Source organism: Collinsella aerofaciens (assembly GCF_040915425.1).
GTDB classification, from domain to species: domain Bacteria; phylum Actinomycetota; class Coriobacteriia; order Coriobacteriales; family Coriobacteriaceae; genus Collinsella; species Collinsella aerofaciens_BW.
Genome location: NZ_JBCPDN010000067.1, coordinates 1 through 12,449 on the forward strand (window position 1 = coordinate 1; position 12,449 = coordinate 12,449).

Sequence of the window (12,449 nt, forward strand, 5' to 3'; positions counted from 1 at the left end):
GACAGCGATATGACTCAGGCGTCGCTTGGCTACGTGGGCGCAGTGCTGCCCAAGACGGCTTTCTTGCCGCTTTTCCATGCCATGGCGAGTGAGGACTTCGCGCTTATCTCGAGCAAGATCCCAAGTGCGTACTTTACCGTGGGCGCGGCCGTAACCGACACGGACGAACACTTTGCCCAGCACCATCCCAAGGCACGTTTTAACGATGCCGAGCTGCCGCTCGGTGCCGCGGCCTATACCGCCGTCGCTTTGGGCTATATCGCCGACCACCGGTAGCACCCAACCTTGCCTTTCAAGCCTGCGGGCATGGCCGTAAGGCCTATGCCCTTGTCTTTCAAGGCAATCTTGGGCACTACCGGCGCCCGGCGCAGGCTATTCGTTTGTCTAAAAGGAGCAGTATGCCCCAGCAGCGTAAGTTCTTCCCCGGCTGGCTCGTGGTGGCCTCCGGCTTCGTGATCATGGCCACGTGTTACACGATTTTCGTCAACTGCATGAGCCTGTTCCAGCCGCTGATCGTCAGCAACCTGGGTATTTCCCTTGCGCAGTACAACGTCTCCAATGCCATCTCCACCGTGGTGAGTGTCGTGGGTTCGCTCGTTATCGGTCATGTTGCCGATAAGGTGAGTGGCCGCGTATTGGGCTCGCTTACCGTTATCGCTACCTCGGCGGTGCTTGCCGGCATGAGCTTTGTCGGTGAGCTGTGGCAGGTCTACGTGCTCTTTGCCGTTTCGGGCTGCTTCGCTGTGGCCTCGACCCGTCTGCTCATTAGCCTTGTGACCGCCAACTGGTTTACCGCTAAACGCGGCCTTGCCATTTCCATCGCACTTTCGGGCTCGGGCTTTGGCGGAGCCATTCTCTCGCCGATCGTGAGCTCTCTTATCGTGAGTGTGGGCTGGCGCTCTGCGTTCCTGGTACTCGCCGCCGTCTGCATGGTGGCGGCACTGCCCATCACGGCTTACTCCTTCCGCACCAAGCCTTCCGAGATCGGGCTTAAGCCGCTCGGCGAGAACCCGGGCGATCCGTCCGTCTCGACGGCTGGCGATAAGGACGAGCACACGGCGCCCGAGGTTAGCGTCGGCTGGTCTCGTATCAAGAAGAGCCCGGCGTTTTGGCTGCTCGTCGTCGCCTTCCTCTTTATGGGTCTCGTTAACGGCGCCATCTTGCCCAACCAGGTCACCAACATGACGAGTGTTACCGTCAACGGCGCCAAGATCGTCACGGGCGGCCACGATCCCATGTGGGCAGGTACCGTGCTTTCGGCCTACATGGTCACCGTCGTTATCGCCAAGATTTCGCTCGGTGCGATCTATGACCGCTTTGGTCTGCGCTTTGGCAATATCCTTGGCTCCATTGCGTGCATTATCGCCTGCGTCGCCCTGTGCTTCCCCGCGACCGATCTTGGTCCCATCGTGGCTGCCGTGAGCTTTGGTGTCGGAACGTGCATGGGCACTATCACGCCTACCATTGCCGCGTCCAAGCAGTTTGGCATGGCCGACCTCGGCAAGGTCACGGGCACCATCACCTCGCTCGAGATGGTCGGCGGCACCGTGGGCGCTATTGTCTCGGGCGTGCTGTTCGATGCCACGGGCTCCTTTGCGAGCGCCTGGATTGTGTGCCTGGCGTGCTCCGTGGTCATGCTCGTGTTCCTGCTGGCATCCGAGCCCATCGCCGCCAAGCTGCGCGCGAGCGTGGCGGGGGAGTAGACGTCCGTCGCTCTTTTCTGTTCGCCCCGTTCTGTCCGTGGCTGCCCTGGAAGCCGAATGGATGCTCGTACCATCATTCGGTTTCCAAGGCGGCCACGGGCCTACGAAATGATCCGTTTTCCTCCGTCCCCAACAGATCACGTGATTCGAAGGGGACGGAGGAAAGCGGATCACAAACAGCGGTGGCGCGTCTGGCCGAATGAGCCCCCATACCCTCGTTCGGTCAGACGCGCCACCGCGTTTTGTTTTTGTGCCGTATAATGACCACTACCTATGACGCGATACAAAAGAAAGGTGTTTGCCCATGCAGGCACAGAAGGCGGAGGGAACCCGCGACCTTATCGGCGCCGAGATGCGCGCCTGGCAAAAGATGCAGCAGATTGCGGCCGGCGTGTTCGAGCCGTTTGGTTTTAAACCCATCGAGACACCCGCGATCGAGCAGGTGGACGTGTTTGTCCACGGTATCGGCCAGTCGACCGACGTCGTGCGCAAGGAAATGTTCCGCGTGTTCAGCGGTGCCAACCTGGAGCGCGTCTTTACCGAGGGCACCGACACCAAACTCAAGCCCAAGCAGCGCCTGGCGCTTCGCCCCGAGGGCACGGCCGGCGTGGTGCGCGCTGTCGTCGAGAACAATCTGGTGCCCCAGGGCTCCACGCCGTTTAAGGCGTACTACGCCGAGGCCATGTTCCGCGGCGAGCGTCCCCAGAAGGGCCGCCTGCGCCAGTTCCACCAGGTGGGCATCGAGTGGCTCGGCGCTCCCGATCCGGCGGCAGACGCCGAGTGCATCATCATGCTCATGGAGTTCTACAAGCGCCTGGGCTTCGATCTTTCCAAGCTTCGTCTGCTCATCAACTCGATGGGTGACGCCCAGTGCCGTCCGGCTTATCGCGAGCAGGTTAAGCAGTTCATTCTCGATCACGCCGACGAGATGTGCGACGAGTGCCGCGAGCGCGCCGAGCTTAACCCGCTGCGCGCCTTCGACTGCAAGAACGACCACTGCCGCGAGATCATGGCCGAGGCTCCGCTGATGGGTGACAACCTGTGCGACGAGTGCCGCGAGCACTACGAGCAGGTCAAGCGCTATCTGGATGCCGCCGGTATCGAGTATGTCGAGGATCCCACCTTGGTGCGCGGCCTGGACTACTACACCCGTACTGTCTTTGAGGTCGAGGCCCCTGGCGCCGGCGTCGGCTCCATCGGTGGCGGCGGCCGCTATGACGGCCTGGTCGAGCTCGAGGGTGGCAAGCCCACGGCGGGCGTCGGCTTTGCCGTTGGTTTTGAGCGCGCCCTGCTGGCCCTGCAGGCCTTTGGCAACGATTTGGGTGCCGATGAGGCCCCGTGCGTCTATGTCGCCAACGCCGGCAAGGAGCTGCGCCAGAACGTCTTTGCCATCACGCAGGAGCTTCGCGCCGCAGGTATCGTGACCGAGGCCGACTATCAGGGCCGTTCGCTCAAGGCCCAGTTTAAGCAGGCCGACAAGGTGGGCGCTAAGCTCATTTTGGTCCTGGGCGGCGACGAGCTTGCCGCTGGCAAGGTCAAGGTGCGCGACATGGAGAGCCATGACGAGGTACTGGTCGATCTGGCCAACGTGGTCGAGGCGGTTCGCGAGCGCCTGTAGCGCATCTTTTTGAGCTGCGGGCCTGCTAACGTGCCCTGCTCATGGAGAGCGATTGTTACGGGGGTGTTTCGCTTTTATGCGGAATGCCCCCGTTTACGTATGCCGCCCACCGAGAAATACGACCATTTAGGGCAAAAACCTTTGCAATGCAGAAAATACTTTTGTGTGGTAAAGCGCAATCAGTGTCGAAAGTATTTCTCAAGCGCCTATAATGGATACCGCATGTTACGTGCATAGAAGGAGGAATGGGAGGAAACGTGGCTGAGAACCTAAGCAACCAGTCTGTACCCGAAGCCGCGGCGCGCGTCGCTGCCGTGGTCAACCGCCTCGTTAACCGAATCGGCTCGAATGCCGAGTCCAGGGAGCGTCTCGCCGAGATCGAGATCCCCGAGGAGCTGCGCGACAATCTGGCGCTGTTCTTGCGCCTGGAGCGCCGTGTGCTTAGCGAGTATGATCCCGAGATCGCGGACCTGTTCGACAAGATTTTGACAGCCGAGATTGTGGTCAATGCCGGCAACCCCGGTACCTGCGCTGCCGACGAAGCCGTCGACGAGCAGGGCGTGCCCACCGCCGACGAGCCCACTGCCGTGGCATTTCGTGAGGTCGTCGATTTGATCGACAGCCTGCCGCTCGATAAGCAGCAGGTCATTGTCCGCGCCTTTACGAGCTTTTTCCATCTGGCAAACCTGTCGGAGGAGAACTACCGTGTGGCGCAGCTGCGCGAGCGCGAGGCCGGTGCGTCGACCGATACCGAGGTCGATCCTGCCAACGAGCTTACTGTTGCCTATCACCAGCTGGTGAATGAGCTGGGTGTCGAGGGTGCCAACGAGCTGCTCGACAAGCTCGAGTTCCACCCTGTCTTTACCGCACATCCCACCGAGGCCCGTCGTAAGGCCGTCGAGGGCAAGATCCGCCGTATCTCCAACCTGCTGGAGGAGCGTCCGCGTCTGGGCGGCTCCGACCTGGTGGAGAACGAGCGCCATATGCTGCAGGAGATCGACGCCCTGGTGCGTACGAGCCCCATCGCGCTCAAGAAGCCCACGCCGGTCGAGGAAGCCGATACCATCATCGACATCTTCGATAACACGCTGTTCGACGTTATCCCCGTTATCTATCGTCGTTTTGACGATTGGGTGCTGGGCGACAAGGCCGGTACTGTGCCGCCGCTGTGCCCGGCGTTCTTCCATCCCGGCAGCTGGATCGGTTCCGACCGCGACGGTAACCCCAACGTCACCGCCAAGGTGAGCCGTGAGGTCGCCGCCAAGTACTTTACGCACATGGTGCTCAAGCTCGAGGACAAGTGCCGCCACATCGGCCGCAACCTCACGCTCGAGGCTACCTACAGCAAGCCGTCGGCCGAGCTCATTAACCTGTGGAACCATCAGGTCGAGATGAGCCCTCGGTACACGGCCCGCGCCGAGCTGATTTCCGAGCACGAGCCGCATCGCGCCGTCATGCTCGTCATGGCCGACCGTCTGAACGCCACCGTGCGCCGTATCACCGACACCATGTACCACAGCGCCGATGAGTTCCTGGAGGACCTGCGCGTCGTCCAGCGCTCGCTGGCCGCCTGCGGTGCCGTCCGTGCTGCCTACGGCCCGGTTCAGACCATCATCTGGCAGGTCGAGTCCTTCGGCTTCCATATGGTCGAGATGGAGTTCCGTCAGCACTCCGTGGTGCACGCCCGCGCTCTCAAGGATATCCACGAGAACGGTATCCATGGCGACCTGCAGCCCATGACGCGCGAGGTCATCGATACCTTCCGTGCTATCGGCTCCATCCAAAAGCGCTACGGCAAGAAGATGGCGCACCGCTACATCATCTCGTTCACTAAGAGCGCCCAGCATGTGGCCGACGTCTTTGAGCTGGCTCACCTGTCCTTTGCACACGAGGAGGATGTCCCCGAGCTCGACGTGATTCCGCTGTTCGAGCAGCTCGAGGACCTCGAGGGCTGCGTCGACGTGCTCGACCAGATGCTCACGCTGCCCGTGGTGCAGAAGCGCCTTGCTCAGACCAACCGCCGCATGGAGGTTATGCTGGGCTATTCCGACTCCTCCAAGGACGCCGGTCCTACCACGGCTATGCTCGCGCTGCATTCTGCGCAGGAGCGCATCGCCAAGTGGGCAGAGAAGAACGATATCGACCTGGTGCTCATGCACGGTCGCGGCGGTGCCGTGGGCCGTGGCGGTGGCCCGGCCAACAAGGCCGTGCTGGCGCAGCCCAAGGGTTCAGTCAACTGCTTCTTTAAGCTCACCGAGCAGGGCGAGGTCATCTTTGCCCGTTACGGCAACCGCACGCTGGCTCAGCGCCATGTTGAGTCCGTTGCCGCCGCAACGCTTTTGCAGTCGGCCCCGAGTGTCGAGAAGACCAACACCGAGACCACGCAGAAGTTCTGGGATATGGCCGAGAAGCTCAACGCCGCAAGCCACGAGCGCTATCTGGACCTGCTGAACACCGAGGACTTTACACCGTGGTTCTCGACCGTGACGCCGCTGACCGAGGTCGGTCTGCTGCCGATCGGCTCGCGTCCCGCCAAGCGCGGCTTGGGTGCCAAGTCGCTCGACGACCTGCGTACCATCCCGTGGATCTTCAGCTGGAGCCAGGCGCGCATTAACCTGGCCGCTTGGTACGGCCTGGGCACCGCCTGCGAGCAGTTGGGCGATCTTGACCAGCTCAAGGCCGCCTACCAGGAGTGGCCGTTCTTCCGCACCTTTATCGACAACATCGAGATGTCGATCGCCAAGACCGACCAGCGCATCGCCAAGATGTATCTGCACCTGGGCGACCGCCAGGATCTGTCCGAGAAGGTCTTTACCGAGATGCAGCTCACGCGTAAGTGGGTCCTTGCCATCGTCGGTGACGAGTGGCCGCTGCAGCGCCGTCGCGTGCTCGGCTGCGCCGTCCGTGTACGTAACCCCTACGTCGACGCCCTGTCCATCGCCCAGGTCCGCGCCCTTCGCGAGGTGCGTATGAACCAGGACGAGATGGCCGAGGAGAAGAAGGCCGAGTACATGAGCCTGATTCTTTCGACTGTGACCGGCGTCTCGGCAGGTTTGCAGAACACGGGGTAATCGATAGCCCTGTAGTCGTCCGGGCCCGCCATCAGTTTTCTTTTAGGCACGTCCTCGGACATGCAAGAAGTCCTCGCTGCGCACTTCGTGCGGCGAGGGCTTCTTGCGTCCTGCGGAGTGTGCCTAAAAGAAAACTGATGGCGGGCCCTGCGATGTCCGGTCTTCGGCGGATTACTGGCTGGGGGAATATTGGTGCGCTTCGCGCGTTTTGGATGGGGTCTATCCCGGTGGCGCATTTGGCGCTTCTCGCCTTACGACTGTAGCGGCCGCGGTCCCAAGCGGGATCGCGGCCGTTTTGTTGTGGGTCAAATATGAACGTTCTGTTAACGAGTGGGCGAACGGTAGCTTTTTTCGGTGAGCGGCGTATTCTCTCAACGGTTTAACTAGTGTGTCAGTTGAAAGAAAGAGGGCGCTCGTCGTTGTTTGAATGTGAACTGCCGTTTGACCGCAAGACGTTGCATCTGGAGCTCGAGGATAAAAACTTCGCCGGTGTGATGGAAGGTCACCAAAACGAGTTTAAGACCACGAAATCGCAGGAAGATCTGGTAGAGGAGTCGCTTGCCAACCCTTATGGCTCGCCTTCGCTCGAGGAGCTTTGTGCTGGCAAGAAGGATATTGTCATCATTAGCTCCGACCATACGCGCCCCGTTCCCTCGCGTGTGACGATGCCTATTCTGCTGCATCACATCCATTCCGCTGCGCCCGAGGCTCGTGTGCGTATTTTGGTTGCTACGGGTATGCATCGTCCGTCGACGCACGAGGAGCTCGTCAACAAGTACGGCGAGGAGATCGTTGCTAACGAGGAAATCGTTATGCACGTCGCGACTGACGACAGCATGATGAAAAAGATCGGCACCCTGCCCTCTGGCGGCGAGTGCATTATCAACAAGATTGCCGCCGATTGCGATCTGCTGCTTGCCGAGGGCTTCATTGAGCCGCACTTCTTTGCCGGTTTCTCTGGTAGCCGCAAGTCCGTCCTGCCTGGCATCGCCAGCTACAAGACCATCATGTACAACCACAACGGTCAGTTTGTGAACGATTCCCATTCGCGTGCCGGCAACCTGTGCCACAACCACGTGAGCGAGGACATGTTTGCCGCTGCCGAGATGGCTCACCTTGCCTTTGTGCTTAACGTGGTGCTCAACGGCAAGCACGAGGTCATCGGCTCCTTTGCCGGCGACATTCACAAGGCGCACGAGGCCGGCTGTGAGTTCGTGAAGAGCCTTGCCGGCGTTGAGCCCGTTGAGTGCGAGATTGCCATCACCACCAACGGCGGCTACCCGCTCGACCAGAACATCTACCAGGCCGTGAAGGGCATGTGCTCTGCCGAGGCTACGCTTCCCGAGGGCGGTGTGATCATCGACGTCGCCGGCTGTGCCGACGGTCATGGTGGCGAGGGCTTCTATCACAACATCGCCGACAATGATCCGGCAGAGTTTGAGCGCGCCTGCATCGACCGTCCTAAGGACGAGACCCTGCCCGACCAGTGGACGAGCCAGATCTTTGCCCGCATCCTGGCACATCACCCTGTGATCATGGTCACCGACCTGTGCGATCACCAGATGATCAAGGATATGCACATGACGCCGGTCAACACCCTCGAGGAGGCGCTCAAGCTCGCCTTTGAGATGAAGGGTGCCGATGCCAAGGTGGCCGTCATTCCCGATGGCCTGGGCGTTGTCGTCGCGCAGCACTAGTGCGTGGCCCAAACGAATCGTTTATAACCGACAAGAAAGATAAGGTTTTATGCTTACCAAACTCCTCTGCGAATTCGGCGCAACGGCCCTCATGATCATCTTTGGCGTGGGCGTGCACTGCGATACCGTGCTCAAGGGCACCAAGTATCAGGGCTCCGGCCATATGTTTGCCATCACCACCTGGTCTTTTGGCATCTCGGTCTGCCTGTTTGTCTTTGGTGGCGCCGTGTGCATGAACCCGGCTATGGTGCTTGCCCAGTGCATCGTCGGCCTGGTGCCGTGGAGCAGCTGCATCCCCTTCATGATTGCCGATATGTTCGGCGGCTTTGTGGGCGCCGTAATCGCTTGGCTTATGTATGCCGATGAGTTCAAGGCTTCCGAGGGCGTCGTCGACCCCATTGCCCAGCGCAACATCTTCTCGACCAACCCCACCACCGAGGGCACGAACTATGCCCGCAACTTCTTCTGCGAGGCTATTTGCACCTTCGTGTTCATCAGCGCCATCCTTGCTGCCGCTAACCGCGCCGGCGAGAACGTTCTGATGCTCGCCATCTGCGTCGGCCTGATCGTTTGGGCTGTTGGCATGGGTATGGGCGGCATCACCGGCTTCGCCATGAACCAGGCTCGTGACCTTGGTCCTCGCATGGCCTATCAGGTTCTGCCGATTAAGAACAAGGCCGACAACAACTGGAAGTACGGCCTGCTTGTTCCTGGCATCGCTCCGTTTATCGGTGCCATTGTGGCCGCGCTGTTTGTGCATTGTTTCTTGGGCATGTTCTAGTCTGAGGCTACATAGTTGTCCGCTGGCCGCATGGGGTAACTCCCCAGCGCGTCCTCGGACATGAAAGAGCCCCCGCTGCGCACTTCGTGCGGCGGGGGCTCTTTCGTCCTGCGGAATGCGCTGGGGAGTTACCCCATGCGGCCAGCTGCGGGATCTCAGTCGCGTTGGAACAAGCAACCCAACATATACATCTGAATTTGGATGGGAGGGGCTTATTGCTGATAGGGGCGTTGGGCTGATGTTGGCACTTTGGGATGGGTTGTGCTTTTGGTTGGGCGGGGCATTGGGATGAGGGTTCTGTCTAGCCGAAGAGGGGCTTTATGGCTGAGAGGTAGTCTTTGGCTACGTCGGCTTTGTCTGCTTGGAAGTTGTGCCAGGCCCACCATTGGACCATTCCTACGAAGCTTGAGGCTATGTGGTGTAGTAGGAAGCTGCGATCCATGGTGGCGGCGGGGCCGTTTGGGTCGTTGGGGACGGTTTCGGCTGCTCGGGACATGATGGTCTTACGTAGGCAGTCGGCGAAGACGCGTGAGCCGGCGCCGGCTACGAGGGCTCGAACGCCCTGGCGGCGCTCCCAGAGGTTGTTGAGGATATGCTCGACCTGCACGAGCGGATCATCGAGGGGCGTACCGTCATCGTCGAGGGCATGGGTGCAGATATCGCACACGAGCTCAGCGAGTAGGTCATCTTTGCTCTTGAAGAGGCCGTAGAACGTGGCCCGACCCACATGGGCGCGAGCGATGATGTCACCGACGGTGATCTTGCCGTAGTCCTCTTCGCGCAGCAGCTCGGAGAACGCCGCGACGATCGCAGCGCGGCTTTTGGCCTTGCGGGCATCCATGGCTATGCGTCTGCGTGAACGAGCAGGCAGCGGAGCGTACCGGAGCAACCCTCGTAGGGGCGCTTGCCGGCGCCGTAGCCGACGGCTTCGATGCGGTAGCGTGAAGGCAGTTGGTCGGACGTACGCAGCGCGGTGACGATGGCGGCGCCCGTGGGCGTCACGAGCTCGCCGGCGACCGGTGCAGGCGTGAGGGCGATATCGCCCGCCTGGCACAGGTTGACGACAGCGGGGACGGGAATAGGCATGAGGCCGTGGGCGCAGCGAATGGTGCCGTGGCCCTCGGAGAGCGACTCGACCACGATGTCCTCAATACCCAGGTCGTCGAGGCAGATGGCGACAGAGCAGACGTCGACGATGGAGTCGACGGCGCCCACCTCGTGAAACAGGACGGTGTCGGGCGTTTTGCCGTGAGCCTTGGCCTCGGCAGCAGCGAGTACGGAAAAAATGGCGAGGGCGCGACGCTTGGCGCCATCGCTTAGCTGCGAGCCGTCGATGATGGCTGTGACGTCCGCCAAAGAACGGTGGTGATGGTGGTGGGCGTGATGATGGCCCTCGTGGCCATGACCGTGGGCCTCATGGTCATGGTCATGCTCGTGGCAGTGCTCGTGTTCGTGCTCATCATGGTCATGATGGTGGTGCTCATGCTCGTGCGTGTGCTCGGCAGCTGCTTCGTTGCCGTAGAGCCAGGTCATATCGTGATCGTGGTTCTCGAGCCCCTCTGCAAGCTGGATGTCGAAATCGCAGGCGTCGATGCCATGCTTGTTTACGCGCGTCACGGCGATCGAAAAGCCGTCGACCGGCAGCGTGGCGAGCTGTTCGCGCAGGTGCTCCTCGCTGGCGCCCAGGTCGAGCAGGGCCGCGACGGTCATATCGCCGCTGATGCCCGAGGTGCCATCGATGATAAGCGTGTGCTGATGGTTAGACATGGAATGCTCCTTAACGGGCGCGGGGTGTGCCGGCGCTCAGATGATTGATAAGACTTGCCTGGTATGCGGCACCAAAGCCGTTGTCGATATTGACGACCGAAACGCCGCTGGCGCAGGAGTTGAGCATGGCGAGTAGTGCGGCTACGCCACCAAAGCTCGCGCCGTAGCCCACGCTGGTGGGAACGGCAATGACCGGACAGCTCACCAGGCCGCCGATAACGCTCGCCAGCGCGCCTTCCATGCCGGCGATGGCGATGACCACCTGTGCCTGGGCAAGCTCCTCGGCATGCGCGAGCAGACGGTGCAGGCCGGCGACACCCACGTCGTAGAGGCGGTCGACCTCGTTGCCATAGAACTCGGCCGTCAATGCGGCTTCCTCGGCGACGGGCAGGTCGCTCGTGCCGGCGCAGGCGACGACGATGCGTCCGTTGCCGGTAGGGGAGGGCTTGCCTCCCACGAGGGCGAGCTGTGCGTCCGGGACATATCCCAGGTCGATGCCGTTGTCGAGGAGCTCCGAGGTGCGGTCTGCCTTTTCGGCGTCCAGGCGCGTGACCAGGATGCGCTCCTGGCCGGCATCGTGCAGCGCTTCGATAATGGCGGCAATCTGCTCGGCGGTTTTACCGGCGCCGTAGACAACCTCGCCGGCTCCCTGGCGCACCCCGCGCGAAAGATCGAGCTGCGCAAAACCCAGATCGGCGGTTGGCGCCGTCTGGATGCGCGTAAGCGCGTCGGCAGGGGCGACTGATCCGCCGGCAACATCGCTCAGCAGCTGCTCAAGATCTCGCTTATCCATATATGTTCCCTTCGACGGCGCAAAGTCTAGCACTCAAAAGGTATTTTTCCGAACACTAAGACAAAATTGTTCGGAAACTATAGGACAGACTGATTCAATTGTTGGGCGAACTTGCTAGTCGCGCAGGATGATGTCCATGGCGAGCATCAGGTTGCGCTCGTCGATGGCAAACGGGGCGGCTTCGCGCGTCTTGGGCTTGGCGCAAAACGCGATGCCCGTACCCGCGGCCTGAATCATGGGGATGTCGTTGGCGCCATCGCCGATCGCGACGGTGTGGGCCATGTCGACACCGCACTCAACTGCCCAATCCAGCAGCTGGATGAGCTTGGATTCCTTGGTCACAATGTTTGCCGCCAGCTTGCCGGTGAGCTTGCCGTCCACGACCTCCAGGCGGTTAGCGAGGCAAAAGTCGATGCCCGCGGCGGCCACGATCTTGTCGGCGACCTCGTGAAAGCCGCCGCTTACCACGCCAACCTTCCAGCCCTTGCTGTGTGCCGAGCGCACAAGCTCCAGCGCGCCGGGGGTAAATGTCACGCGCTCAAAGGTGCGCTCGAATACGCTCTCGTCCAGGTCGGCGAGCAGCCCCACGCGCTCCTCGAGCGCCTGCTTAAAGTCAAGCTCGCCGCGCATGGCGCGTTCGGTGATCTGTGCCACCTGCTCGCCCACGCCGGCCTCCTCGCCCAACAGGTCGATGACTTCCTGGTTGATGAGCGTGGAGTCGATATCCATAACGATGAGGCGTGCAGTCATGGCGGGCCTTTCCGAGTGCAGTTGTATTGGGGCACATTGTCGCACGCGGCGCGCCTTGGCGACGGCCAGGCCGCGTCAATTGTTTCGTCTCCGTCAAGTCTTTGGGCAAGAGCTACTTTTTCGCGGCACATCGACGCGGGTGCGATAAGATAGAACGCCATGTCTGGCTGCGCGGTTTACGCAGGCTGGGCAAATCTGTACGACGCCGCCCGGAACGACACGGGGCGGCACAGATCCATAAAGGAGGATCACTGGTATGAGCCAGACCC

Annotated in this window: 9 protein-coding genes and 1 pseudogene; 6 read left to right on the forward strand and 4 right to left on the reverse strand. The window is 61.1% G+C overall.

Annotation, left to right across the window (positions count from 1 at the left end; genetic code table 11):
* The 6 genes and pseudogenes from AB5164_RS08615 to larD form a co-directional block, all read left to right on the forward strand.
* Positions 1 to 276, forward strand: a pseudogene (locus AB5164_RS08615) (amidohydrolase); the annotation flags it as partial.
* A 122-nt stretch (positions 277 to 398) separates the two neighbouring features.
* The gene (locus tag AB5164_RS08620) at positions 399 to 1,703 is read left to right on the forward strand and encodes an MFS transporter (RefSeq protein ID WP_368142409.1); all 1,305 of its coding nucleotides are present in this window, start codon (positions 399 to 401) and stop codon (positions 1,701 to 1,703) included.
* 304 nt (positions 1,704 to 2,007) lie between these two features.
* Entirely contained in the window at positions 2,008 to 3,321 is a 1,314-nt protein-coding gene (gene hisS / locus AB5164_RS08625) for a histidine--tRNA ligase (RefSeq protein WP_368142408.1), read from the forward strand.
* Positions 3,322 to 3,578: 257 nt separating this feature from the next.
* The gene (locus tag AB5164_RS08630) at positions 3,579 to 6,392 is read left to right on the forward strand and encodes a phosphoenolpyruvate carboxylase (protein WP_438265626.1); all 2,814 of its coding nucleotides are present in this window, start codon (positions 3,579 to 3,581) and stop codon (positions 6,390 to 6,392) included.
* Between the two features lie 419 nt (positions 6,393 to 6,811).
* The gene (gene larA / locus AB5164_RS08635; protein WP_368142407.1) at positions 6,812 to 8,089 is read left to right on the forward strand and encodes a nickel-dependent lactate racemase; all 1,278 of its coding nucleotides are present in this window, start codon (positions 6,812 to 6,814) and stop codon (positions 8,087 to 8,089) included.
* Between the two features lie 49 nt (positions 8,090 to 8,138).
* Positions 8,139 to 8,870 (forward strand): D/L-lactic acid transporter LarD, encoded by a 732-nt coding sequence (gene larD / locus AB5164_RS08640; RefSeq protein ID WP_368142406.1) that lies wholly within the window; start codon positions 8,139 to 8,141, stop codon positions 8,868 to 8,870.
* Positions 8,871 to 9,171: 301 nt separating this feature from the next.
* Here the strand turns inward: larD and AB5164_RS08645 are convergent, their stop codons facing one another.
* The 4 genes from AB5164_RS08645 to serB form a co-directional block, all read right to left on the reverse strand.
* Positions 9,172 to 9,711, reverse strand: coding sequence for a TetR/AcrR family transcriptional regulator (locus tag AB5164_RS08645; RefSeq protein ID WP_368142405.1), 540 nt, complete (start codon positions 9,709 to 9,711; stop codon positions 9,172 to 9,174).
* Between the two features lie 2 nt (positions 9,712 to 9,713).
* Positions 9,714 to 10,637: a nickel pincer cofactor biosynthesis protein LarC gene (gene larC, locus AB5164_RS08650; protein WP_368142404.1), complete on the reverse strand. Its 924-nt coding sequence runs from the start codon at positions 10,635 to 10,637 to the stop codon at positions 9,714 to 9,716.
* A gap of 10 nt (positions 10,638 to 10,647) precedes the next feature.
* The gene (gene larB / locus AB5164_RS08655) at positions 10,648 to 11,430 is read right to left on the reverse strand and encodes a nickel pincer cofactor biosynthesis protein LarB (protein ID WP_368142403.1); all 783 of its coding nucleotides are present in this window, start codon (positions 11,428 to 11,430) and stop codon (positions 10,648 to 10,650) included.
* A gap of 114 nt (positions 11,431 to 11,544) precedes the next feature.
* Positions 11,545 to 12,180, reverse strand: a complete 636-nt coding sequence (gene serB / locus AB5164_RS08660) for a phosphoserine phosphatase SerB (RefSeq protein ID WP_368142402.1) — start codon at positions 12,178 to 12,180, stop codon at positions 11,545 to 11,547.
* Between the last annotated feature and the right edge of the window lie 269 nt (positions 12,181 to 12,449).

Excerpts from the sequence above, each read along its gene's own strand:
- AB5164_RS08620 (WP_368142409.1), top strand. The coding sequence starts at position 399 with ATGCCCCAGCAGCGTAAGTTCTTCCCCGGCTGGCTCGTGGTGGCCTCC.
- hisS (WP_368142408.1), top strand. The coding sequence starts at position 2,008 with ATGCAGGCACAGAAGGCGGAGGGAACCCGCGACCTTATCGGCGCCGAG.
- larD (WP_368142406.1), top strand. The coding sequence starts at position 8,139 with ATGCTTACCAAACTCCTCTGCGAATTCGGCGCAACGGCCCTCATGATC.
- AB5164_RS08645 (WP_368142405.1), bottom strand. The coding sequence starts at position 9,711 with ATGGATGCCCGCAAGGCCAAAAGCCGCGCTGCGATCGTCGCGGCGTTC.
- larC (WP_368142404.1), bottom strand. The coding sequence starts at position 10,637 with ATGTCTAACCATCAGCACACGCTTATCATCGATGGCACCTCGGGCATC.
- larB (WP_368142403.1), bottom strand. The coding sequence starts at position 11,430 with ATGGATAAGCGAGATCTTGAGCAGCTGCTGAGCGATGTTGCCGGCGGA.
- serB (WP_368142402.1), bottom strand. The coding sequence starts at position 12,180 with ATGACTGCACGCCTCATCGTTATGGATATCGACTCCACGCTCATCAAC.